The sequence below is a fragment of the Bacteroides sp. 11BF genome (genome assembly GCF_019633765.1).
GTDB lineage: Bacteria > Bacteroidota > Bacteroidia > Bacteroidales > Bacteroidaceae > Bacteroides > Bacteroides hominis.
This window is the reverse complement of the sequence record NZ_JAFKPJ010000008.1, coordinates 138,607-164,040: the sequence shown is the minus strand read 5'-3', so window position 1 is coordinate 164,040 and position 25,434 is coordinate 138,607. Positions and strand designations below refer to the sequence as shown.

Here is a 25,434-nt window from a genome sequence, read left to right as displayed (position 1 = left end):
AATCTCTGTGTCCTCTGTGTCCTCTGTGGTGAATGCCTTTTAGTTTTTTAGTTTTACGGCCAGATCTATTGCTTTCTTCAGTGCTCCCAATTTGTTGTTGACCTCTTGCAGTTCGTATTCGTCCTGACTGCGTGCCACGATGCCTCCTCCGGCCTGGAACCACAATTCATTGTTGCGGCTTACAAAAGTACGGATCGTAATGGCCTGGTTCAGTTCCCCGTCCAGTCCGATGAAACCGATGCAGCCTCCGTAAGCTCCGCGGTTGTGCGGCTCTATCTCACTGATAAGCTGCATGGCACGTACTTTCGGTGCGCCGCTCAACGTCCCGGCCGGGAAAGTGTCGATGAAAGTCTTGAGCGGATTCGCCCCTTTGTTCAGTGCTCCGCTGACGCGGCTTACCAAATGGATGACATGGCTGTAATATTGCGGCTCTTTGTAAAACAGCACCCGCACGTCGTGGCAATTGCGGCTGAGGTCGTTGCGTGCCAGATCTACCAGCATCACATGCTCTGCGTTCTCTTTCGGGTCGGCCAGAAGTGCTTCCGTCAGTTCTTTGTCCTTTATGGTGTCTCCCGTACGCCGTGTGGTTCCGGCAATCGGATCGATATAGGCTTGTCCGTCTTCTACTTTGCAGTGTGTTTCCGGTGACGAACCGAAGATGCGGTATCCGCCGAAGTCAAAATAGAACAGGTAAGGGGAGGGGTTGATGCTGCGTAGCGCGCGGTATACCTTGAAGTCGTCACCGGCATAAGGCTGGATGAACCGTCTGGACAGTACAATCTGGAAGACGTCTCCCCGGAGGCAGTGGGCGATACCTTTGCGTACATTCGCTTTGTGCTCTTCGTCGGTGATGGTACTGGTGACGGGACCGGTCACTGAGAAGTTGTACGAGGCATAGTTGCGGTTCTCTATGGCCGATTCCAGTTGTGACAGAGTGCTTTCTTCTCCTTCCGCCAGCATTTCCACCAGAGTCAGCTCGTTCTTGAAGTGATTGAAGACGATGATGTACTTATATAATATGTATAGCAGGTCCGGAGCGTCGTTTTGCTCGTCGTGGCTTTCTTTCACGGGGATGTGCTCAAAGTACTTCACTGCGTTGAAAGTGGTATAGCCATACAGTCCGCAGAATTTCTTATCGGCTCCCACTACATGGAACTGGTTGATGAAGCGGTTGAACGCATTCTCTACGTGGAACGTCTTGCTGAGTGGTTCTTCCCGGCGGCTGTTGTCGGGATACGTAGTGGTCACTATTCCACTGTTTATGCCGATGCTTGCCAATGGGCAGAGTGCGATGAACGAGAGGGAATTTTCTCCGGCATGATAATCCGAGCTTTCCATTAATGCCGATTGCGGATACATATCGCGCACTTTGAGGTAGATGCTTACCGGAGTGTGCAGGTCGCCCAAGACCTGCTTGCTATGGGTGGTATAATGAAAGGTATTCATAATTTTTTTCTTTTTAATTTGATTTTGAATTCACCACAGATTACACAGATTTTCGCAGATTGACGATCTGTTTTGTGGGTAATTAGATTAAAAAATCTGTGTTAATCCGTGTAATCTGTGGTGAAATGATTTATCCCAAATAAGTTTCTATATCTTTATCTCCCCGTCCCGATACGGTCAGCACGACTACATCTTCCGGTTTGAAGGTCATTTTATCCAAGGCTCCCAGTGCATGTGCCGATTCCAGTGCGGGAATGATTCCTTCCAGCCGGGTCAGTTCGTAAGCGGCACGGATGGCTTCATCGTCGTTGACGGCCAACACCAATGCCCGTTTTTTGTCGGCGAGGTTGGCATGCATCGGTCCGATACCGGGATAGTCCAGTCCGGCGGAGATAGAGTAAGGCTCTTCAATCTGCCCGTCTTCGTTTTGGATCACGAACGTGCGTGCACCATGGATGATTCCCATTTTACCCAATTGAATGGTAGCTGCCGTCATTCCGGTTTCTATCCCCTTGCCACCGGCTTCGGCCAAGACGATCTGAACCCGTTCGTCATCGATGTAGTGGTAGATGGTTCCGGCAGCGTTGCTTCCTCCGCCCACACAGGCAATCAGGTAGTCCGGATAGTCACGTCCCTCTTTTTCTTGAAGTTGCTTTTTTATCTCTTCGCTGATGACCGACTGCAAGCGTGCCACCATATCCGGATACGGGTGTGGTCCTACGGTGGAACCGATGATGTAATACGTATCCGAAGGATGGCAGCACCAGTCGCGGATGGCTTCGTTCGTAGCATCTTTCAGTGTCATGTTACCCGATGTTACCGGGATGACTGTGGCTCCCAGCATCTTCATCTTCTCTACATTGATATGCTGGCGTTCTACATCCGTTTTTCCCATATACACGATGCACTCCATGTCCATCAGGGCGCAAACGGTGGCCGTTGCCACTCCGTGCTGTCCGGCACCGGTCTCGGCGATGATCCGCTTTTTGCCCATGCGGCGTGCCAGCAGAATTTGTCCGATGGTGTTGTTTATCTTGTGGGCTCCTGTATGGTTCAGGTCTTCCCGTTTCAGATACATCCTGCAACCATACTTTTCCGAAAGGCGGCGAGCCGGGTAGAGGGGAGAAGGACGTCCTACATAATCCCGCAGCAATTGGTCGAATTCCTTTTTAAAATCCTCGCTTTCGATCACTTTGAGATACGTGTTTTTCAACTCTTCTACGCATTTGTGGAGTATTTCCGGCACATAAGCACCTCCGAATTCTCCGTAATAGCCATCCTGATCAACTAAGAAACTTTTCATAATCCTATTTTTTATTCGTTATTTGTATTTTCGGTCAAAAAAGAAAGAGCCCCGTCGCAGGTTGCGACAGGGCTCTTTCTGAATTTCTGTTATATCTTTAATGAGGTATATACATACGAGCGCTGCTCCCTTACGACTGTCGGAGTTGTAACGGGCGCCACCACCAATATGTATTTACTTGCATTTTCATCATTGCTAATTGTTATTTAACGGGGGCAAATATAGATACTTTGTTTGGAATAACAAATAAAATCTTTCTTTTTTTTATTTCCCTCCTTTTTATTTTTTGTTTTGGCGGGAATCTATTTATGATTTCTCAAATACTTGCTGTACATATTTTTAATTGTCGGATGCTCGCAGGGAGTGGTTCCTGATTCTGCTGAACCTGTATTGCTTTGTTTCTGTTGTTTTAATATTAACTTTTTTATTATCAGAAGATTATGAATTTGCTTAACTTTTAATTAGGGTTCAATGGCTCAAGGTTCACTCTATGAGTATCATACCTTGTGGGAAGATGTTGTGTTTGTTGTTAAAAAGTACTTTCTAAAAATCTTTTGCTCTTTAGCGCATTTTGGAATTAATGTAAAATATATTGTATTGTATATGTGTATTATTTATGTCTGTTTTTAGAGTTACGCATTATCTGTTTTTGTGTCCACTATTATTAGAGATGTTTGTATGTAATTATTTGATTTTTAATGTTGTATGCAGGGGATTCTTTGTGTTTTCCCAGGGGATGAATCCCATAGAATGAACCTTGAGCCTTTGGACCTAACCGATGTATATTATATATACATTGAGTGTAAGAAAGAATTGGTAAATGCTCGAAATAGAAGTCCTTTTTAAACATTTTGTTATTTATATTGTTTCTTCAGATATAAATTATTTAAAAACAGAAACCAAACATTATGAAACAAAGAAAAGTTTTAATTGCGATTGCCGTTGTCATATTCATCCTGTTGCTGCTTTACTGGCTTTTTGTAGCCGAGGATATCAACGCTTGGCTACCTGTAAACTAAAGACTTGTATTTTTCGTCCTAAACACTTAAGTCTTTTCAGCGAAACGCTTAGACGTTTTCCGAAAACGTTTAAGTCTTTTGCCGGAAACACTTAAGTCTTTCCTGAGAAACACTTAAGTGTTTTTTTCCGCATGATTCCCCTGCAAATCTTTTTGTTTTCCGGAAAGAAGCGATTATTTTTGTATCTGATTGAATATCGTATAAATGATGATATAAACTGATAACCTATGGATAATTTTATTTTTCAGAATCCCGTGAAGCTGATCATGGGACACGGGATGATTGCCCGGTTGAGTAAAGAGATACCGGCAGACAAGCGGGTGATGATTACCTTCGGTGGCGGTAGCGTGAAAAAAAACGGTGTATACGACCAAGTGAAAGAAGCCCTGAAGAATCATTTCACTGTAGAGTTCTGGGGCATTGAGCCTAATCCTTCCATTGAGACTTTACGTAAAGCCATTGCCCTTGGAAAAGAGGAGAAGGTGGACTATCTGCTGGCTGTGGGAGGCGGATCGGTCATCGATGGCACGAAGCTGATTTCTGCCGGACTGTTGTACGATGGGGATGCGTGGGATCTGGTGCTTGCCGGACGTCCGGTGACAAATACCGTTCCTCTTGCTACTGTCCTCACTCTGCCTGCCACGGGATCGGAAATGAACAGCGGAGCCGTGATTTCGCGTCATGAAACCAAAGAGAAATATCCTTTCTATTCCAATTATCCCTTATTCTCCATTCTCGATCCGGAAGTGACGTTTACACTGCCGCCCCATCAGGTGGCCTGCGGTATTGCTGATACGTTTGTACATGTGATGGAGCAATACATGACAACCCCGGGACAGAGTAGGGTGATGGACCGCTGGGCGGAAGGTATCCTGCAAACCTTGATGGAGATAGCTCCGAAGATCCGTGAGAATCAGCACGATTATCAGCTGATGGCCGATTTTATGTTGTCGGCAACGATGGCACTGAACGGCTTTATCGCTATGGGAGTATCTCAGGACTGGGCTACGCACATGATCGGGCACGAACTGACCGCACTTCATGGACTGACACACGGACATACACTGGTCATCGTATTCCCCGCTACTCTGCGTGTGCTTCGCAAGGTGAAAGGTGATAAGATTCTGCAATATGGCGAGAGGGTACTCGGCATTACTTCCGGAACCCGTGACGAACGTATCGATGAAACGATCCGCCGTACAGAGGAGTTTTTCCGTTCATTGGGGCTGACTACCCGCCTGAGTGAGGAGGGCATCGGCATGGAGACGATTGATGAAATAGAACGCCGTTTCAATGAACGGGGTGTGAAATATGGCGAGAACGAAAATGTGACCGGAGCTGTTGCGAAGGAAATCCTGAAGAGCGCACTTTAGTCTTGTATTCACCACAGAGTACACAGAGGGCACAGAGTTCTTTTATGTTTTTTCACCACAGATTACTCGGAATGCACAGATATGCTAAGTACGGATGATCCATCTCTATAATCTTTTCTCTGTGTACTCTGTGTCCTCTGTGGTGAGTCTCCGTTCATTGTTCATCGTTTTCCGTCCGCATGTTTTTGGTATAAAGGCTGTCGATGATACCGTCTGATAGCCCGATGGTCGGGACTGTGATACCGGTTGCGTTCACCTGTTTTGCCACTTCCAGAAAGATTTCCGCTGCCGGGACAATTACATCTGCCCGGTCAGGCTTCAGTTTGAACTGTTTGATCCGTTCTTCTTTAGAGAGGGGCTTCAGGTTTTCGCAGATTTCCTGTAACGACTCGACGGGAAGGAAAGATTGTTTTTTGTCCTTTTTGTCTGCCAGGCGGAAAAGTTTATTGATATTGCCTCCCGATCCGATGATCTGGATGGAGGAATATTCGGCAGCCAGTGCCTGAAGGTCGGAGCACATCTGTTCTTTTTCTTCGTTCTTTACCATGCCGCTGAGCATACGCACGGTACCGATATTATAGGAACGTGAGCTTTTGAGTTCTGCGTCGCAGATCAAGTTGATTTCCGTGCTACCACCACCGACGTCAACGTACAGGTAGTTCTGTCCCGAAGCAAAAAGCTGTTCGATGTGGTTATCGTATACGATATGCGCCTCTTCCTGCCCGTCGATGATTTCGACGCGGATACCGGTTTTCTTTTCTATTCTGCGTGTGATTGCTTTCCCGTTGCGGGCATCACGCATGGCCGAGGTGGCACAGGCGCGGTAATCTGACACTTCGAATATCTTCATCAGTTGCTTGTAGGCTTTCATCAGCCGGATCAGTTTCCCGGCTTTTTCTTCTGATATTTCTCCGGTGGTAAAAGCGTCTTCACCTAACCTGAGGGGGATACGTATCAGTTGAACTTTGCTCAATAATCCTTCGGGCGATCCTTCCTCGTTTACACTCTTTATCAATAACCGCACGGCATTGGAACCAATGTCGATGGCGGCATAGTTTACTTTCTTCATTCTGATTCTTTATAGTATTTGTATAATTCTTCCTGAGAGCGGAAAGGGACACCGCTTTCCTCCCATGTCTTGTTTTCGCCACTGCCGTCTACGATGCGTCCTTTGGCCGTATCGCGGAGTCCGTAGCAGACCACTTTTTTCAGTTCATCCTGTATCGCTTTATCGTATACGGGTGTGAGCACTTCGATGCGGTTGTCCAGGTTGCGGGGCATCCAGTCCGCCGATCCTATATAATATTTCTCTTCTCCTCCGTTGGCAAAGATAAAGATGCGCGGATGTTCCAGGTAACGGTCAATGATACCGTTGATCCGGATGTTGTCGCTGATTCGGGGCACACCGGTCACCAGTGAACAGTTGCCCCGGACCACCAGGTCTATCTGTACACCGGCTGTCGAAGCCTCGTAGAGTTTCTGTACCAGCGCCCGGTCGGTGATGTGGTTCACTTTGGCAAGGATGTAGGCCTCTTTTCCTTGCTGCTTGTTTTTGATTTCCTTGTTGATCAGTGCTATCAGCCGTTTGCGCATATCGTTGGGTGACACGAGCAGTTCTTTGAAGTTGGCGGGAAGATACGGCTTCTCGATAAAATCGAATACCGAGTTGACCTCGCGTACGATGGACCGGTGTGCGGTCATGATAGTGAAATCGGTGTACATCCGTGCGTTTCCTTCGTGAAAGTTTCCGGTGCTGATACAAGCCAGATCACCGAACCGTGTTCCGATATGTATCAGTTTGGAGTGAATCTTCAGTCCTTCCACTCCGAAGATCACTTTGATTCCGGCATCCTGCATACGCTTGCTCCAATTGATGTTGGAGGCTTCGTCGAAGCGGGCAAGCAACTCGATGATGACGGTCACCTTTTTCCCGTTTTGTGCCGCACAGATCAAGGCTTTCACTACCTTCGAATCTTTGGCCAGGCGATAGAGAGTCATCTTGATGCTTCTCACCTCTTTGCTGATGGCCGCTTCACGCAGTACGCGTATCACCGTGTCGAACGATTGATAGGGGTAATGCAGCGAGCGGTCTTGCTTCCGGATCAGTTTCAGGATACTTTCCTCACCGTTCAGCTCCTGCTTGAAGACGGGAGGCCAGGCAGGGTATTTCAGGTCAGTGCGCCCGCAGTCGGGGAACTTCATCAGGTCTTTGAAGTTATGATAACGTCCTCCGGCTACACGGGTGTCGTTTTTGTCTACGTTGAGGCGGTCGGTCAGCTTTCGCAGCAGGTCTTTCGGCATCTGTTGGTCATAGACGAAGCGGATCGGTTCACCCCGCTTCCGGCTTTTCACCCCTTTTGATATCTTTTGAAGTACACCCGTACGCAAGTCGCTGTCTATCTCCATTTCGGCATCTTTGGTGAATTTGAAGGTATAGGCTTCATAATCCGTATAGTTCATACCTATGAAGATCATCGGCAGGCAGTAGCGGATGACGTCATCCAGGAACATCAGATACGTTTTACCGTCCGAATCCGGCAGACGGATGAAACGTCCGAACTCGTTGGTGGGAAGTTCGATGACGGCATAATCTCTTACTTTCACTTTTCCCTCGCCGTCTTTGCGTTGCAGGCGGATGGCCAGGTAGATGTCTTCGTCGGTCTGGTCGTCCGGTTGGCGGGAGGTTTTATTGAGAAAGAGCGGGTTGGTAGAACCGTTCAACCGGTTCCGGTAGAGTGAAGTGATGAAGAGCTCTTGTTCCGGTGTGAGTTCGGTGTCTTTGATGACATGGATGTTTTTTTGTTTCAACTTTTCCATGATCGAAGCGAACGTCTCTTCAAATTGCCGGTAGTACTGATTGTGCAACTTGCCGATCTGCTTCAGTGTGCGTGTGGCCGTATCACGTTCTTCGCGGATATTTTTGTCACCATACTCCACAATACGGTTCAATGTAGCCACACGAACACGGAAAAACTCGTCTAAGTTGTTTGAGTAAATGCCCAGGAAAGTAAGTTGCTCCAGTAAGGGAACTTCCGGGCGGGCAGCTTCAAGCAAAATGCGTTGATTAAAGTACATCCAACTGATGTCCCGTTCTACATAAAGCTTTTTACGTCTCGCTTCGTCTGATTTCATTCGGATAAGAGTTTACTTATTTTTTTGCAAAAGTATGCTTCTGCAATGTAATAGATATTACATTCTTGCTATGAACTTATTACAAAAATCATTTGTTCTTTTTATATGTAGACAGAAACACGTATATTCGCAGAAAGTATGCGGGATACCCCGTTAAAAAAATGTAAGATATGAAATCAATGAATTATTCTCTTATCCGCACTATTTGTGCGCTTGTCATCGGCCTGGTGTTGGTGCTCTGGCCGGACGCGGCAATTAATTATATTGTCATAACCATTGGCATATTGTTCCTGATTCCGGGATTTATTGTGCTGATTGGTTATTTCGGTACCAAACCCGAACCGGGTGTGTCCCGCCGTTTCCCTATCGAGGGGGTTGGAAGTCTGCTCTTCGGACTCTGGCTGGTTACGATGCCGGGCTTCTTTGCCGATGTACTGATGTTCCTGCTGGGCTTTATCCTGATTATGGGAGGCGTACAACAGATTGCATCCCTTTCGATGGCACGTCGCTGGATGCCTGTGCCGGGCGGCTTTTATGTGATACCGGCCCTGATCCTGATAGCGGGTGTCGTAGCCCTGTTCAATCCTACCGGAGCACGCAACACGGCTTTCATGATTATCGGTATCAGCAGCTTGGTTTATGCCGTTTCCGAACTGATCAACTGGTTCAAGTTTGCCCGTCGCCGTCCTAAAACTCCGGTGAAAGGAGAGATAGAGGACGCGGAGATCATTGAATAAAAGAAGAGAGGGTTGCCTCACGGCAATCCTCCCCCTGCAAACTTAAAACAACCAACAAAAGAAATAGGTTTCTGAAAGGGGATGTGCCAAAAACTTTTCACCACAGATTACACCGATTTTCACAGATTATCAACATTGATAATCAATGGTTTAAAATTTACTCTATGTTACTCTGTGTCCTCTGTGGTGAGTTTCAACACACTCTCTTAAGACTGTTTATCTTATAAATAACAACTCTCTGTATTTAGGCAGTGTCCACATCTGGTTGTCGACAATCAGTTCCAGTTTGTCGATGTGGTAACGAATCTCTTCCAGAGCCGGCACGATGGTGTCGTGGTAAGCAATGGCTTTTTCGCGTTCACTTTCTATCTTATTTGCCACTTTGCGGGCTTCGATCATTGCGTCTACATGTTCCTTGATGAAAGCGGTACGGTCGGCAATCTCTTCAATCAGTTCCAGGTTCTTGGCAGAAAGTCGGGCTGCTTTTTCTTCCGGAAAGAGGGATTTCATTTTATATACATTATCTATCAGGTCTGTCTGGTACTGTGTAGCAACAGGGATGATATGGTTCATGGCCAGATCACCCAATACGCGGGCTTCAATCTGGATTTTCTTGGTATAAGTTTCCCATTTCACTTCGTTGCGGGCCTTCAGTTCTTTCCGGTTCATCACGCCCACAGCTTCGAACATGGCTATCGTTTCGGGACGCAGATAGTTGTCGAAAATGACAGGAACGCTTGTTTCACAATCCAGACCGCGACGGGCGGCTTCTTTTTTCCATTCGTCGCTGTATCCGTTGCCGTCGAAATGAATGGCTTTGCATTCCTTGATATATTTCCGGATCACGTCGAGAATGGCCGAAATCTTGGGCTCTCCCTTCTCAATCTGCTTGTCTACATCTTTCTTAAACCGTTTCAACTGGTCGGCGACAGCCGCGTTCAGGGCTATCATTGCGCTGGCACAGTTGGCTTCGGACCCTACGGCACGGAATTCGAAACGGTTTCCGGTGAATGCGAAAGGTGAAGTACGGTTCCGGTCCGTATTGTCAATCAGCAATTCGGGTATCTGTGGGATGTCCAGCTTCATGCCCTGTTTGCCGCTCAGGCTGATCAGGTCATCTTTCGTACTTTCTTCAATGTGTTCCAACACTTGTGAAAGCTGCTTGCCCAGGAAAGAGGAGATGATGGCGGGAGGTGCTTCGTTGGCTCCCAGCCGGTGTGCATTGGTGGCACTTGAGATGGATGCTTTCAGAAGTCCGTTATGGTGATAGGCAGCCATCAGTGTATTGACGACGAATGTTACGAAACGCAGGTTATCTTCCGGAGTCTTGCCCGGAGCCATCAGCAGGATGCCGGTGTCCGTACCCAGCGACCAGTTGTTGTGTTTGCCCGATCCGTTGACACCTTTGAACGGTTTTTCGTGGAGCAGTACACGGAAGCCGTGGCGGCGGCTAACTTTGCGCATCAGGGACATGATCAGCAGGTTGTGGTCATTGGCCAGGTTGCACTCTTCGAAGATAGGGGCCAGCTCAAACTGATTGGGCGCTACTTCGTTGTGGCGCGTTTTTACGGGGATGCCCAGTTTCAATGCTTCCACTTCCAGATCTTTCATGAAAGCGGCTACGCGGGTGGGGATGGCACCAAAGTAATGGTCTTCGAGCTGTTGGTTCTTGGCGCTGTCATGCCCCATCAGGGTACGTCCGGTCAGCAGCAGGTCCGGACGGGCGGCGTATAAGCCTTCGTCTACCAGGAAGTACTCTTGTTCCCATCCCAGGTAGGCATATACTTTTTTTACATCCGGATTGAAGTAACGGCAAACGGCTACAGCAGCTTTGTCTACTGCCCTCAGCGCTTTCAGTAACGGTGCTTTGTAGTCGAGCGATTCACCTGTATAGGCGATGAAGATAGTCGGTATGCACAGCGTATCGTCTACAATGAAAGCGGGTGAGGAAGGGTCCCATGCACTGTAACCACGAGCTTCGAAAGTGTTGCGGATACCTCCGTTCGGGAAAGACGAGGCATCCGGTTCCTGCTGAACCAGCAGTTTTCCGGTGAATTCTTCCATCATCCCTCCTTTTCCATCATGTTCTACAAAAGCGTCGTGCTTTTCGGCAGTGCCTTCGGTCAGTGGAGCAAACCAATGGGTATAGTGTGTGGCCCCCATCTCGATGGCCCATTTCTTCATACCGGCTGCAACCTCGTCGGCGATACTGCGATCCAGTGGTGCACCGTTGTCAATCACATCGGTCAGTTTGCTGAACACATGGCTTGGCAGGTACTTAAACATCTTTTCCTTGTTGAAAACGTACATCCCGAAGTATTCCGACGGGCGTTCGGTGGGAGTTGCCACTTCTACGGCTTTTTTCTTAAAGGCCGTTTCTACGACTCTGAATCTGAGTTTTGACATAATGATTGAATTATTTATAAACTGTTTGGGTTTTGATTCACCACAGATTACACGGATTTCCACAGATTTTTAAATCTTAATTATCAACGGAACAATTCTTTAATCCGCGTCAATCTGTGGTGAAACCGTATTCATCTCCGCTTTGTATTCATGTTACCCGTATCACATGAAAGCTTTACAGCCAGTTCTTGATGCGCCGCATTGCCTCGATGCAATCGTTTCGTTCGCCGAATGCCGTCAGGCGGATGTAACCTTCTCCGCTGGGACCGAAACCGACTCCCGGAGTTCCCACTACATTGGCTTCGTACAACATCTGGTCGAAGAAACGCCACGAACTGGTTCCATTGGGAGTCTTTACCCACAAATAAGGTGCGTTTACTCCTCCGTATACTTTCAGTCCGGTGGATTCCAGTCCTTCTTTCATGATGCGGGCGTTTGTCATATAATAATTGATCGTTTCCTGTATCTGTTCTTTCCCCTCGGGGCTATAAACCGCCTCTGCGGCACGTTGGGTAATGTAAGACGTTCCGTTGAACTTGGTGCATTGGCGGCGGTTCCACATCCGGTTCAGGGGGATGCGTTCTCCCTCGAGTGTGGCTGCCGTCAGCTCTTTCGGCACAACGGTATATCCGCAGCGTATTCCGGTGAAACCTGCTGTTTTCGAGAAGCTGCGAAACTCGATGGCACATTTCTTGGCTCCTTTGATTTCGTAGATGGAGTGGGGGATATCCGGTTCCCGAATGTAGGCCTCGTAAGCTGCGTCAAACAGGATCAGGGTATCATTGGCCAGTGCGTAATCCACCCATTTCTTCAGTTCGGCTTTTGTCAGCGTTGTACCGGTGGGATTATTGGGATAACAGAGGTAGACGATGTCAATGCGTTTCTCCGGAATGGCCGGGATGAAATGATTCTCGGCGGTACAAGGCATATAAGTGACGTTGCTCCATTTGCCACTTTCGGTATCCAGCACTCCGGCACGTCCGCACATCACATTGCTGTCGATATAAACCGGATAAATGGGATCTGTGACCCCTACGCTGTTGTCGTGACGGAGAATGTCTCCGATATTACCCGTATCACTTTTGGCGCCGTCGTTGATAAATACTTCCGTAGGCGAAAGATGGATACCCCGTGGAGCATAGTCGTTTTTGATAATGGCCTCAATCAGGAAATCGTATCCTTGTTCGGGACCGTATCCGCGAAAGGTTTCGGTAGACGTCATCTCTTCGACTGCCTTGTGCATGGCCTCGATGCAGGCATTCGGAAGGGGACGGGTCACATCGCCGATCCCCAGCCGGATGATGTCCTGCTTCGGGTGTGTTATTTTAAAAGTATTGACCTTCTTCGCTATGTCCGAGAACAAGTAGCTTCCCGGTAATTTCAAAAAATGTTCGTTTACTAATGCCATATTGTTCTTGTTTTAAGTTTGAAATGTTATTCCTGAAAACTAAATCTTTATACCTTATCAAATGGACTGATACCTGAAATCCATTAACTATTCTCTTAGTTCTATTGTTCCGTCGAATACTTTAACTGCCGGTCCGGTCATGTATACATGGTCTGTTGCTTCGTCCCACTCTATGGTCAGTGTGCCTCCGTCCATCACGATATCTACGGTTCGTCCCGTCCGTCCGGTGAGATGGGCCGCTACGGCTGTTGCACAGGCGCCTGTCCCGCAGGCCTGTGTAATGCCCGATCCCCTTTCCCACACCCGCATACGGATCTTGTTTTCTCCTGTTATCTGTGCAAACTCCACGTTCGTACGGTCAGGGAAAAGCGGATGTTTTTCCAGCTTCGGGCCGATCTCCGGAAGGTCTATACTCCGGATATCGTCCACGAAGGTGACGAGGTGCGGATTCCCCATCGATACTTGCGTGGAGACGAATGGAAATTTGTTGTCGAAATCTATTGTTCCGGTTTCCAGTGGTACACCCATATCAACCGTTACGGCTTTTACCGTTTGGGCTTCAAGGTGCAGTTTCAGCACTTTGATACCCGAGAGGGTTTCCAAGGTGATGATGTTTTTTGAGGTCAGTCCGTATTCATAAAGATACTTGCCGATGCACCGGCTTGCGTTACCGCACATCATTGCTTCCGAACCGTCGGCATTGAATATGCGCATGCTGAAATCTGCTTTGTCCGAATGACCGATCAAAACGAGCCCGTCACTGCCGATCCCTGTATGGCAGGCACTCCATTCGATGGCTGTTTTACCGGGATTGTGGATAGGAAACCTGAGGGTATTTACATAGATGTAATCGTTTCCTGCCCCATGCATTTTGGTGAATTGAATCGTTCTTGTCATTTTGATCTGTATTAATCGATTGATGTATCCTTTTGTTTTATTACTATGCAAAGATATGACTTTTTGCTTTGTGTTTTTATTAAAAGCATATCTTATATCTATTTATTTTAAATATTCTTTCACTCTGTGTCAGTTGAGCGTAGATTTACTTTTAGATTGAAATAAGAATTGCATATAATCTAATAAACTGTAATGTAGCCGTTTTGTTTGCTCTCTTCAAGAAGCTTTTGTAATGGGAGCCATATCTTGATCCGGATCAATTGGGGTCTTTAATGAAATGTGTCAAAACTCACCACAGAGGACACAGCTTCATAATATGATTTCTCCCTTGAACCGGTAGGAAGCGGTTCAAGGGAGAATTAAAAAGCGATGTGATAAGGAAATTTATTATTTCAGGAGATTTTGCAGTTGTACCGGTTCGTTGGTAGTGATGAAGTCTACCTTACGGTCGATCAGCCATTTCATGTCATCTGCCTTGTTCACCGTCCAGGCATTTACTTTCATACCTAAGTCGTGGCATTCCTCAATCCATTCGGGATGTTTACGGAACACACTGTAATGATAGTCCGGACCGGCACATCCCAGTTCTTTCAGCTCTTTGGGAGACAAATTACCGTCCAGATAATAAACCGGGGTTCCTGCCGGAGCCAGGCGGGTGAATTCTTTCGTGGCATGCAGGGAGAAGGTGATGTATTCCATCCGGTCTTCCAGTCCCATATCTTTTACCAGCGCAACGATTTTTTCGATGGCTTTTGTTTCGCGTTGGGGAGTGGTGTGTGCTTTCAGTTCAAGGATCAACCGGGTGTGGAGTGGTTGTGCTGCCTTCAGGTATTTGGCAAGGGTAGGCAGGCTCTCCCCGTTATCCAGTTTAATGGCTGTCAGTGCGGTAGAGGGGGAGTTTTCCATTCTTTTCCCTTTGAATGTGGGATCATGGTTGACCACTAACTGGTCATCGGCTGCCAGCCATACATCAAACTCCGAACCGTAACATCCGATGGAGTCGGCTTTTATCAGGGCAGCAATGCTGTTTTGTGCAGAACCCTCGGTTTTCCAGAATCCGCGATGGGCAATAACCTGGGTTTGTGCAGAGACATTATATGCCGAGAAAAGCAAGGCAGAGGCAAGCAGAAGTTTTTTTATTTTCATATATTTCAGTTTTTGGTTCGCCTTCAAAGATATAAAAAGTAACGCAAATGAGCTGTGGAAGGATGCTAATCTGCGTTAAACAAAGCTATAATTTTCTTAGGGTGTAGCCATCCATACGGTAGGGCTACACCCTGATGCCCGGATGGCTACACCCTTTGCCTGCCGGGGCTACACCCTGTTCTCAGTATGCTTCTTCATGGATGCCTTTCACGGCACGTCCGCTGGGATCGTTCAGGTTCTTGAATGCGGTATCCCATGCCAGAGCTTCGGCACTGGAACATGCTACGCTGGGAACACTGGGGACACTGCGGGCGGCACTTTCGCTGGGGAAGTGCTCTTCGAAGATGCTGCGATAGTAATATTCTTCCTTGTTCATCGGGGGATGAACCGGAAAGCGTTCGGCCGCATGAGCCATCTGTTCGTCACTGACGGCTGCTGCGGTAACCTCTTTCAGCGTGTCTATCCAGCTGTATCCCACACCGTCACTGAACTGCTCTTTCTGACGCCATGCCACACTGGCGGGGAGGAGGGAATCAAAGGCTTCACGCACCACTTTCTTTTCGATCACTTTTCCCGGAGCCATTTTTACCTCGGGGGCAAGCCGCATGGCTACATCCAGAAATTCTTTGTCGAGGAAAGGCACACGACCTTCCACTCCCCAGGCCGCAAGACTCTTGTTGGCACGAAGGCAGTCGTATAAATGCAGCTTGGATAGTTTCCTTACGGTTTCTTCGTGGAAAGCCCGGGCATCCGGTGCTTTGTGGAAGTAGAGGTAACCGCCGAAGATTTCGTCGGCACCTTCACCACTCAATACCATTTTGATACCCATTGACTTGATGACACGTGCCAGCAGATACATCGGTGTGGAAGCCCGGACGGTAGTGACATCGTATGTCTCGATGAAATAAATGACATCCCGGATTGCATCGAGCCCTTCCTGAAGGGTGTAGTTTATTTCGTGATGAACAGTACCGATGTATTCGGCTACTTCACGTGCCTTGACTAAGTCCGGTGCACCCTTCAGCCCGACAGCAAAGGAGTGGAGCTGCGGCCACCAGGCATCGCTTGCACCGTCCGTTTCAATACGTTTGGCTGCATACTTCTTGGCAATGGCGGAAATGACAGAGCTATCCAGCCCTCCCGACAGAAGCACTCCGTAGGGTACATCGGACATCAGCTGGCGGTGTACTGCTTCTTCAAGAGCGTCATGAATCTGCCGGCAGGGAGAGGTGCCGTTTTCTTTCGCCACTTTTTCATAATCCATCCAGTCGCGGGTATACCAGCGTTTCATTTTTCCTTCTTTACTGTGATAGTAGTGTCCGGGAAGGAAGGGCTCGTACTCGTCGCAGAATCCTTCGAGTGCCTTGAGCTCGCTGCCAAAGTAGATGTGTCCTTCGGAATCTTTTCCTATATATAAAGGTGTTACTCCGATGGGGTCACGGGCGATCAGGTATTCATCTTTCTCTTCATCATAAAGGGCGAAAGCAAAAATACCGTTGAGCTCTTCGAGGAAATGAATGCCTTTGTCGCGGTAAAGTGCAAGGATCACTTCACAGTCACTTCCAGTCTGGAACTCGTAACGGCCGGCATACCGGGCACGGATGTCACGGTGATTATAAATTTCGCCATTGACGGCCAGTACCAGTTTCCGGTCGGGCGAGTAAAGGGGCTGTCCTCCGCTTTGAGGGTCGACGATAGAAAGGCGCTCGTGTGCCAGGATGGCACTTCCACCACAATAAATTCCACTCCAGTCGGGTCCCCGATGCCGAATTTTCCGTGCCATCTGTAAGGCTTTGCTTCTGAGCTCTCTGCTCTGAATTTTTATATTAAAAATTCCTGCTATTCCACACATAATCGTATTTGTTTTAAAGGGTTAATGTCTGATGATGAATAAACTACGTGCTGTTCACCGCTTGGCGTTTAAATATTTTTCTATCTCTGTCGCTGCTGCACGTCCGCTTGCCATGGCACGCACCACAAGGCTTGCGCCTGTTGCCGCGTCTCCGGCGATGAATACGTTTTCGGCAAATACTGGCTGTTCGGGTTTGAGGAATCCCATCGCTAATAAAACCATATCTGCTTCGATTATTTCCTTTTTTCCGGTCGGCTTCATAACAGAGCGTTCGTTGACGGGGTCCGGTAACCATTCCACTTCTTCCACTTCCACTCCGGTGACTTTACCGTTCTTTCCGAGGAACCGGTTGGAAGTTAGGCTCCAGCGACGGATACAGCCTTCTTCATGGCTGGAGGTGGTTTTCAGTACAGCCGGCCATTGTGGCCACGGAGTGGCAGGATTATGGGTAACAGGGGGCTTGGGCATGATTTCGATTTGTGTCACGCAGGCCGCCCCTTGACGAACGCTCGTGCCGATACAATCGGAGCCTGTGTCTCCGCCACCGATGACCAGCACTTTTCGGCCTTTCGCATTTACTTGCCCGTCTTTGGAAAAAGTTTCTCCTTCAATGATTCGGTTTTGTCCGCTCAACAGCTCAAGAGCGAAATGGATTCCTTTCAACTCGCGTCCCGGAATGGGCAGATCCCGGGGTGTTTCCGCTCCGGTACAGATGCAATAGGCATCGAAGTCGGAAGTGCGACTCTCCGGAGTGAGTTTATGCGTGTCGATCTCGGTTCCCATTCTGAATTCAATGCCTTCCGCTTCCAGGAGCTTCATCCGGCGGTCGATAATGACTTTATTCAGTTTGAAATTGGGGATTCCGTAGCGAAGTAATCCACCCGGAGCTGCTGCTTTATCGAAAACGGTGACGGCATACCCCGAGCGGTTCAAGCGATTGGCAACCGTCAGTCCGGCAGGGCCGGAACCGATGACGGCTACCCGTTTTCCATTTCGTTTGGGAATTACCGGCATGATATAACCTTCTCGGAAAGCTGCTTCCACGATGGCTGCTTCATTTTCACGGATGGTGACAGGGGCGTCACACGATAGCTTCAGTACGCACGACTTCTCACAGAGTGCCGGGCAGATGCGTCCGGTAAACTCCGGGAAGTCGCACGTGGCAGACAATATCTGGTAGGCCTCACGCCATTTTCCCTTGTAGAGTGCGTCTTGCCATTCGGGTTGCTTGTTGCCCAACGGACAAGCCCAATGGCAGAAGGGGACACCGCAATCCATGCAGCGTGAAGCCTGAAGTTTGCGGTCGCTTGTGTTGAGGGCCTGTTCCACCTCACTGAAATCAGTGATGCGCTCGTGTACGGGGCGGTATCCGGCCTCGTGACGGGGAATATTTAAGAATGCTTTTGGATCTCCCATTTTGATTTACGATTTTATAGTTTACGATTGAGATTGGTATCTGATATACAGGTTCGGCGGCTTGTCTAATAGTCTCTCTGCATATCTGCGATTTTCTGTTGCAGTTTCCGCATCTGTTCTTCCTGCAACACCTTTTTATATTCGATCGGTACCACCTGGATGAATTCGTCCACGCAGTGATTCCAATTGTCGAGCATGGTGCGTGCCAGTTTTGAGCCTGTATAGAGATAATGTTGGCGGATCAGTTCATGAAGTTCTTTGCGATAGCCGGCTTCTTCGATCAGTGAAAGTTCCACCATCTCCATGTTGCAGAAATAGTCGAAGTTTCCTTCTTTGTTCCATACATAGGCTACGCCGCCCGACATGCCGGCTGCAAAGTTGCGTCCGGTCTGTCCCAACACGACCACCCGTCCGCCGGTCATGTATTCGCAACAATGGTCACCCACACCTTCGACAACAGCGACGGCTCCGGAGTTTCTCACCGCAAAACGTTCGCCCGCACGTCCATTGATGTATACTTCACCACTGGTGGCTCCGTATAGCAGGGTGTTTCCGGCAATAGTGTTTTCTTCCGCTTCGAAATTGCTTCGTACCGGTGGAAGTACGGCGATACGTCCGCCACTCAATCCTTTTCCCAAATAGTCGTTGGCTTCGCCCTCCAGCTTGAAGTTGACTCCCGGTACAAGGAAGGCACCGAATGACTGTCCGGCGGAACCTTTGAATTTGACGTTCAGCGTATGTTCCGGCAGACCTTTTTCTCCATACCGGGTAGCGATGGCACCTGAGAGCATGGCACCGCACGCGCGGTCAGTGTTGGCGATGGTATATTCCAGAGAGACTTCCCGTTGGTGTTCGATGGCTTCGCGGGCGGCATGGATTATTTCCACATCTTTCACCGCCGAGATACCGTGGTCCTGATTGGTGGTATGCAGAATGGCAGCCCGGTTGTCAACCCGTGCCAGCAACCTGCTGAAGTCAATCAGGCTGTGCTTGGGGAGTATATCTTGGGGTTTGCGTTCGATCAGGTCCGTCCGTCCGATAATGTCGTCCAGCTTTTCGACACCTATTTCCGCAAGATACTCGCGTACCTCCTGTGCCAGGAAAGTGAAGAAGTTCACCAGGTATTCGCTGCGTCCGTGGAAGCGTCTACGTAATTCTTCATTTTGTGTGGCCACACCTACCGGGCAAGTATTCTGATGACACTTGCGCATCATGACACATCCCAGAACAATCAGGGCAGAGGTGGCAAATCCAAACTCTTCGGCCCCCAACATTGCCATCAGGATGATGTCCCGTCCGGTTTTCAGCTGTCCGTCCACCTGGAGCATGACTTGACCTCTCAGTCCGTTCAGCACCAGGGTTTGCTGGGTTTCACTCAATCCTAATTCGGGTGGGATGCCGGCGTAACGGATGGAAGAGGCGGGTGAAGCTCCTGTTCCGCCTTCGGCACCGGAGATGACGATCAGGTCGGCTTTGGCCTTGGCTACACCTGCGGCAATGGTGCCGACTCCGCTTTCGGCTACCAGTTTGACACTGATTCTCGCCCGGGAATTTACGTTTTTCAAGTCGAAGATAAGTTGTGCCAGATCTTCGATTGAATAAATATCATGGTGAGGAGGAGGGGAAATCAGCGAGATGCCCGGTATGGAGTGACGGGTACGGGCTATCACTTCGTCCACCTTATAGCCGGGCAACTGTCCGCCTTCGCCCGGCTTGGCGCCTTGTGCAATCTTGATCTGTATTTCATCCGCGTTTACCAGATATTCGGCAGTCACGCCAAAACGTCCCGAAGCTACCTGTTTGATGGCACTTCTCAGGTTTGTTCCGTCCGGACGCGGGGTGAATCGCTTGGCATCTTCACCTCCTTCACCGGTATTGCTCCGTCCGTGAATGGCATTCATGGCGATGGCCATTGTCTCGTGTGCTTCCCGGCTGATCGAACCGTAACTCATGGCACCGGTAACAAAACGTTTCATGATGTTTTCAACGGGCTCTACCTTGTCGATGGAGATAGGCGACCGTTTGAATCCCAGGAAATCGCGCAGAAAGATGGGCATTTCTTTTTCATCTGCCATTTGTGTAAACTCTTTGAATTTCTTGTAGCTGCCCAGGCGGGTTGCCAGTTGCAGGGCACTGATCGTTTCCGGATTCCAGGCATGTTTTTCCCCGTCTTTTCGGAAAGAGTATAAGCCTTTGTTGGGCAGAATGTCATCACTGTTTTCCGCTGCGAATCCTTCATTGTGGAAAGCGATGGCATCTTTGGCTACCTCTTCAAGCCGGATGCCGCCGATGGTAGAGGGCAGGCCGCCGAAACAAGCCTTGCTCAGTTCTTCGCTTAATCCTATAGCTTCGAATATTTTTGCTCCCCGGTATGAACGGATGGTACTGATCCCCATTTTACTCATGATTTTGAAGAGCCCTTTGCAGATAGCTTTGATGTAGTTCTTTTCTGCTGTGGCATAATCGAGTTGGATATCTTTACCGGTAACGAGCTTGTCGAGAATGGCAAAGGCCATGTAGGGGTTCAATGCGCTGGCTCCGAAGCCAAGTAGCAGGGCTGCATGCATCACTTCGCGTATCTCGCCGCTTTCTACTACCAGAGCAGTCTGGACACGTTTGCCCACTGAGATCAGATAATGATGCACTGCACTGACGGCCAGTAAGGATGGAATGGCAGCATGTGTGGCATCGACCTCTCTGTCGGTCAGTACGATGTAGTTGACTCCCTCTGCGACGGAGGCTTCTGCCTGCTTGCACAGGGCGGTCAGTGCCTCTTGAAGTCCGGCTTTTCCTTTATCAGCCTCAAACAGCATGGGCAGCTTTACCGTTTTGAATCCTTTATACCGGATATTGCATAAGATATCCAGTTGGGCATTGTTCAATACAGGGTGGTTGAGGCGCACCATTTTGCAATGACTCTCGCTGGGGGTGAGAATGTTCATGCCCACAGCACCGATATATTCCGTCAGCGACATCACCAATTCCTCGCGGATAGGATCGATGGGAGGGTTTGTCACTTGTGCAAATTGTTGCCGGAAGTAATTGTACAAGAGTTGTGGTTTATCCGAGAGTACGGCCAGGGGGGTGTCGTTGCCCATCGAATTGATCGATTCGGCCCCTCCGGTCGCCATCGGGGTGATGATCTTTTCGATGTCTTCTTTTGAATAGCCGAAGGTACGTAGCATGTGGCCGTAGTTCTCTACACTGTGTGATACTTTGCGTCCACTTTTCAGTTCATTCAGTTCAATCCGGTTGTTGGCGAGCCAGGTACGGTAAGGCTTGGCCTCCGCCAACTGTTTTTTCAGTTCACCGTCGTAGTAGATCTCACCTTTTTCGGTGTCTACCAGCAATATCTTGCCCGGTTGCAGGCGTCCTTTCTCTTTGATATCTCCGGGTTCGAAGTCCATTACGCCGACTTCGGAGGCAACTACCATCATGTTGTTGTGAGTAATCAGATAGCGGGCGGGGCGTAGTCCGTTACGGTCGAGCATACCTCCCGCATAGCGACCGTCGCTGAACAGCAGGGCAGCCGGTCCGTCCCATGGTTCCATCAGAATGGAGTGATATTCGTAGAATGCTTTCAGGTCTTCGCTGATCGGATTCTTTTCGTTGAATGACTCCGGTACCAACATAGCCATGGCATGTGGCAAGCTGAGGCCGGACATTACCAGGAACTCGAGTACGTTATCTAAAGAGGCGCTGTCACTTCCACCCGGCTGGATGATGGGGCGGAGCTCCCTGATATCACCCAAGGTAGGTGAGGAGAGTACGCTTTCCCTTGCTTCCATCCATCCCCGGTTACCGCGAATGGTATTTATTTCACCGTTGTGTGCCAGTAGACGGAAGGGTTGCGCCAGTCCCCATGTGGGAAACGTGTTGGTGCTGAAACGTGAGTGTACCAATGCAAGTCCGCTGGTGAAATAGTTGTTTGTCAGATCGGGGAAATAACTACGCAACTGTAAGGATGACAACATACCTTTATATATGATGCTTTTGGTAGACAGCGACACAATGTAAAAGTCGTCTTTTGCCGGGACAGATGATTTGCGTATCCGGTTTTCAATCCTTTTTCTTATCACATAGAGTTTGCGGTCGGCTGTCTCCGTTTCCGTAAATCCGGTGATGAATATCTGTTTGATGTCCGGTTCGGCTGTTCGTGCCGATTCACCCAATATGTCCGGGCAAGTGGGTACATTGCGCAGGTGCATCAGTGTTAATCCTTCTTTTTCAATCTCCTCGATAATAATACTCAGAATGGTTGCCCGGTCTTCTTCGTTTTTGGGGAGGAAAATCAAACCTGTTCCGTATTTCCCTTTTTCGGGGACAGGTATGCCTTGCAACAAGATAAATTCATGAGGAATCTGGAGCATGATGCCTGCGCCGTCTCCTGTTTTGTTATCCGCTCCTTCGGCACCACGGTGACGCATATTTTCCAGTACTTTTAGTGCGGACTCCACAATGTCGTGCGATTTTCCCCCGTCAATGTTCACCAACATACCCACTCCGCAGGCATCATGTTCGTTCATTGCATGATAGAGACCCAACTGTTCGGGCAGTCGTTGACAGGGCAACTCTTTTGTTTCGTTGTTAAAAAGTTCTTGTTCCTTCATTCTGTTTAGCTTTATTATACGATAATACCTGTTTGTTGTATCAAAATGTTTGGCAAAAATAGGAATTTAATTTCATTATGATATGTGTGGCGCACCTTTGTGTGACACTAATTCTCTTTTTAGTTTTTTGATATTTCAGATCGTAAGTAAATTAACTACTTTTTGTTTCAAACTGTAACTTGCTTCCATTATATCATTAAACGATTGTAATCTCTTTCTTTTTGAGACTGAAATAATAGATAAATTAACGTTTTGATATTAAAACAACTTTTTTGTACGTTTATGTCAAATATTTATAGGAAAACTAATCTTTATGTTATTTAGATTATGTATCTTTGCACGCGAAAACAAAAAAGGATAATATGTGTGGAATGGTAGGCTATATTGATATGTATCAGCCGAAAGGCGAAGCATCTGTTTTTATTGCTAACGGCAATCTTGAAATTTCCACCGTTATCCTCCAAGAATTTCTATCCCAAAGTTATACTTCCTGTAACAGTACCTGTACAGAGATCCCCGTTCATTTCGTTTCATGTTTCCTGCAGAGTTACCGGTTTTGTAAGACCGATAATCTATGTATCGGAAGTCCGGAAACATTAAAGTGCTTTAAACCGTTGATAATTAGTGTACCTTTGCCCGTGATGTATCGTTATGGGTCGGGAAGGCACGACAGACCGACCGGGATAGGAGGAAAAGAGTGTGATTATGGTGTGAGTTCAATAACCGATTGTAATATAGTTAAATCGAAAATAGATGGAACAACTGAAACATGAATGTGGCGTTGCCATGATTCGTTTGCTTAAACCGCTGGAGTATTACGAAAAGAAGTACGGGACATGGATGTATGGGCTCAATAAGCTCTACCTGCTGATGGAAAAACAGCATAACCGTGGGCAGGAAGGTGCCGGACTGGCATGTGTGAAACTGGAAGCAAATCCGGGTGAAGAGTATATGTTCCGTGAACGGGCGTTGGGTTCCGGTGCCATCACTGAAATTTTTGAAACGGTGCAGGCCAACTTCAAGGATCTGACCGGGGAGCAATTGCACAATGCTGGGTTTGCCAAGCGTACACTGCCCTTTGCGGGGGAAGTATACATGGGACATCTGCGTTATTCGACCACCGGAAAATCCGGCATATCTTATGTCCATCCGTTTCTCAGAAGGAACAACTGGCGGGCGAAGAACCTTGCCCTTTGCGGTAACTTCAACATGACAAATGTGGACGAAGTGTTTGCCCGTATCACTGCCATCGGACAACATCCGCGTAAGTATGCCGATACCTATATCATGCTCGAACAGGTGGGGCACAGACTCGACCGGGAAGTGGAACGACTGTTCAATCAGGCCGAGGCCGAAGGACTGACCGGTATGGGCGTGACGCATTATATTGAGGATCATATGGATCTTGCCAACGTGTTGCGTACATCGAGCAAGGAATGGGATGGAGGATACGTGATGTGCGGACTGACCGGAAGCGGAGAGAGCTTTGCGTTGCGCGACCCGTGGGGGATCCGCCCGGCATTCTGGTATCAGGATGAAGAAATTGCGGTGCTTGCCAGTGAACGTCCGGTGATTCAGACTGCACTCAATGTTCCGATAGGAGAAATAAAGGAATTGCAACCGGGGCAGGCACTTCTTATCAGCAAAGAGGGAAAACTGCGTACGGCACAGATCAACAAAGCGCGGGAAAAGAAAGCCTGTTCGTTTGAGCGGATTTACTTCTCACGGGGTAGTGACGCGGACATCTATAAGGAGAGAAAACAACTGGGTGAAAAGCTGGTGCCGAACATCCTGAAGGCAATTGATAATGATCTCGACCATACCGTATTCTCGTTCATACCGAATACGGCGGAGGTGGCATTTTACGGTATGCTTCAAGGGCTGGACGATTACCTGAATGAAGAAAAGGTACGACAGATTGCCAATCTGGGACATAATCCGGACCACGATGAACTGGAAGTGATCCTGTCCCGCCGTATCCGTTCGGAAAAGGTAGCGATCAAGGACATCAAACTGCGTACTTTCATTGCCGAAGGTAATAGCCGGAACGATCTGGCGGCACACGTGTATGACATAACATACGGCAGCCTCCGGGCAGGTATCGACAATCTGGTGATTATCGATGACAGCATCGTCCGTGGCACCACATTGAAGCAAAGCATTATCGGTATCCTCGACCGTTTGGGACCGAAAAAGATAGTTATCGTTTCTTCCTCCCCGCAAGTTCGCTATCCGGACTATTACGGCATCGATATGGCGAAAATGTCCGAGTTCATCGCTTTCAAGGCGGCAATCGAACTATTGAAGGACCGGGATATGAAAGACGTGATCGCGGCAGCTTACCGGAAATCGAAAGATCAGGTAGGATTGCCGAAGGAACAGATGGTAAACTACGTGAAGGAGATTTATGCTCCTTTCACCGACGAGGAAATCTCTGCTAAAATGGTGGAACTGCTGACGCCGAAGGGTACGAAGGCCAAGGTACAGATTGTCTACCAACCCCTTGAAGGATTGCACGAGGCATGTCCCAACCATACGGGAGACTGGTACTTCAGCGGTAATTATCCAACGCCGGGCGGAGTGAAACTGCTGAACGAAGCATTTATTAATTATATTGAACAGGTATATCAATTTTAAGAAAATCAGGATTTTACTACAGAGGATGCAGCGTACACAGTGGACCGGTTTA

The 25,434-nt window shown here is 48.3% G+C and carries 15 protein-coding genes; 4 read left to right on the top strand and 11 right to left on the bottom strand.

Features of this window, described 5'->3' with window-relative positions:
- Positions 1–39: 39 nt before the first annotated feature.
- A complete protein-coding gene (locus JZY04_RS10540) occupies positions 40–1,446 on the bottom strand; it encodes an anthranilate synthase component I family protein (RefSeq protein WP_122143180.1) in 1,407 nt (468 codons plus the stop codon).
- Positions 1,447–1,576: 130 nt separating this feature from the next.
- Complete coding sequence (trpB, locus tag JZY04_RS10535) at positions 1,577–2,749, bottom strand: tryptophan synthase subunit beta (RefSeq protein ID WP_005806622.1); 1,173 nt, start codon at positions 2,747–2,749, stop codon at positions 1,577–1,579.
- Between the two features lie 820 nt (positions 2,750–3,569).
- Here trpB and JZY04_RS10530 point away from each other — a divergent pair.
- On the top strand, positions 3,570–3,863 hold the full coding sequence (locus JZY04_RS10530) for a hypothetical protein (protein ID WP_165015058.1): 294 nt from the start codon (positions 3,570–3,572) through the stop codon (positions 3,861–3,863).
- A gap of 132 nt (positions 3,864–3,995) precedes the next feature.
- Positions 3,996–5,141, top strand: a complete 1,146-nt coding sequence (locus JZY04_RS10525) for an iron-containing alcohol dehydrogenase (protein WP_005806615.1) — start codon at positions 3,996–3,998, stop codon at positions 5,139–5,141.
- Between the two features lie 154 nt (positions 5,142–5,295).
- Here JZY04_RS10525 and JZY04_RS10520 read toward each other — a convergent pair whose 3' ends face one another.
- Positions 5,296–6,210 carry a Ppx/GppA family phosphatase gene (locus tag JZY04_RS10520; RefSeq protein WP_122143179.1) on the bottom strand — a complete coding sequence of 305 codons (915 nt, stop codon included), beginning with the start codon at positions 6,208–6,210 and terminating at the stop codon, positions 5,296–5,298.
- Positions 6,207–8,273 carry an RNA degradosome polyphosphate kinase gene (locus JZY04_RS10515; RefSeq protein ID WP_122143178.1) on the bottom strand — a complete coding sequence of 689 codons (2,067 nt, stop codon included), beginning with the start codon at positions 8,271–8,273 and terminating at the stop codon, positions 6,207–6,209. The genes JZY04_RS10520 and JZY04_RS10515 overlap by 4 nt, the downstream gene beginning before the upstream one ends.
- 170 nt (positions 8,274–8,443) lie before the next feature.
- Between JZY04_RS10515 and JZY04_RS10510 the strand changes: the two genes are divergently transcribed.
- Positions 8,444–9,010 carry an HdeD family acid-resistance protein gene (locus JZY04_RS10510; RefSeq protein ID WP_032537037.1) on the top strand — a complete coding sequence of 189 codons (567 nt, stop codon included), beginning with the start codon at positions 8,444–8,446 and terminating at the stop codon, positions 9,008–9,010.
- Positions 9,011–9,226: 216 nt separating this feature from the next.
- On the opposite strand, the gene JZY04_RS10505 is transcribed toward JZY04_RS10510, so the two are convergent.
- The 7 genes from JZY04_RS10505 to gltB form a co-directional block, all read right to left on the bottom strand.
- On the bottom strand, positions 9,227–11,416 hold the full coding sequence (locus tag JZY04_RS10505) for a glutamine synthetase III (protein ID WP_122143192.1): 2,190 nt from the start codon (positions 11,414–11,416) through the stop codon (positions 9,227–9,229).
- Positions 11,417–11,591: 175 nt separating this feature from the next.
- Positions 11,592–12,824, bottom strand: a complete 1,233-nt coding sequence (locus JZY04_RS10500) for an LL-diaminopimelate aminotransferase (protein WP_005778316.1) — start codon at positions 12,822–12,824, stop codon at positions 11,592–11,594.
- 87 nt (positions 12,825–12,911) lie between these two features.
- A complete protein-coding gene (dapF, locus tag JZY04_RS10495) occupies positions 12,912–13,721 on the bottom strand; it encodes a diaminopimelate epimerase (RefSeq protein WP_122143176.1) in 810 nt (269 codons plus the stop codon).
- A 387-nt stretch (positions 13,722–14,108) separates the two neighbouring features.
- Positions 14,109–14,867: a glycerophosphodiester phosphodiesterase family protein gene (locus tag JZY04_RS10490; RefSeq protein WP_122143175.1), complete on the bottom strand. Its 759-nt coding sequence runs from the start codon at positions 14,865–14,867 to the stop codon at positions 14,109–14,111.
- Positions 14,868–15,048: 181 nt separating this feature from the next.
- Positions 15,049–16,719 carry an asparagine synthase B gene (gene asnB, locus JZY04_RS10485; protein WP_122143174.1) on the bottom strand — a complete coding sequence of 557 codons (1,671 nt, stop codon included), beginning with the start codon at positions 16,717–16,719 and terminating at the stop codon, positions 15,049–15,051.
- 54 nt (positions 16,720–16,773) lie between these two features.
- The gene (locus tag JZY04_RS10480; protein ID WP_122143173.1) at positions 16,774–18,135 is read right to left on the bottom strand and encodes a glutamate synthase subunit beta; all 1,362 of its coding nucleotides are present in this window, start codon (positions 18,133–18,135) and stop codon (positions 16,774–16,776) included.
- A gap of 65 nt (positions 18,136–18,200) precedes the next feature.
- Positions 18,201–22,745, bottom strand: a complete 4,545-nt coding sequence (gene gltB, locus JZY04_RS10475) for a glutamate synthase large subunit (RefSeq protein ID WP_122143172.1) — start codon at positions 22,743–22,745, stop codon at positions 18,201–18,203.
- 753 nt (positions 22,746–23,498) lie between these two features.
- Between gltB and JZY04_RS10470 the strand changes: the two genes are divergently transcribed.
- Positions 23,499–25,382: an amidophosphoribosyltransferase gene (locus tag JZY04_RS10470; RefSeq protein ID WP_005778294.1), complete on the top strand. Its 1,884-nt coding sequence runs from the start codon at positions 23,499–23,501 to the stop codon at positions 25,380–25,382.
- The last annotated feature ends 52 nt before the right edge of the window (positions 25,383–25,434 follow it).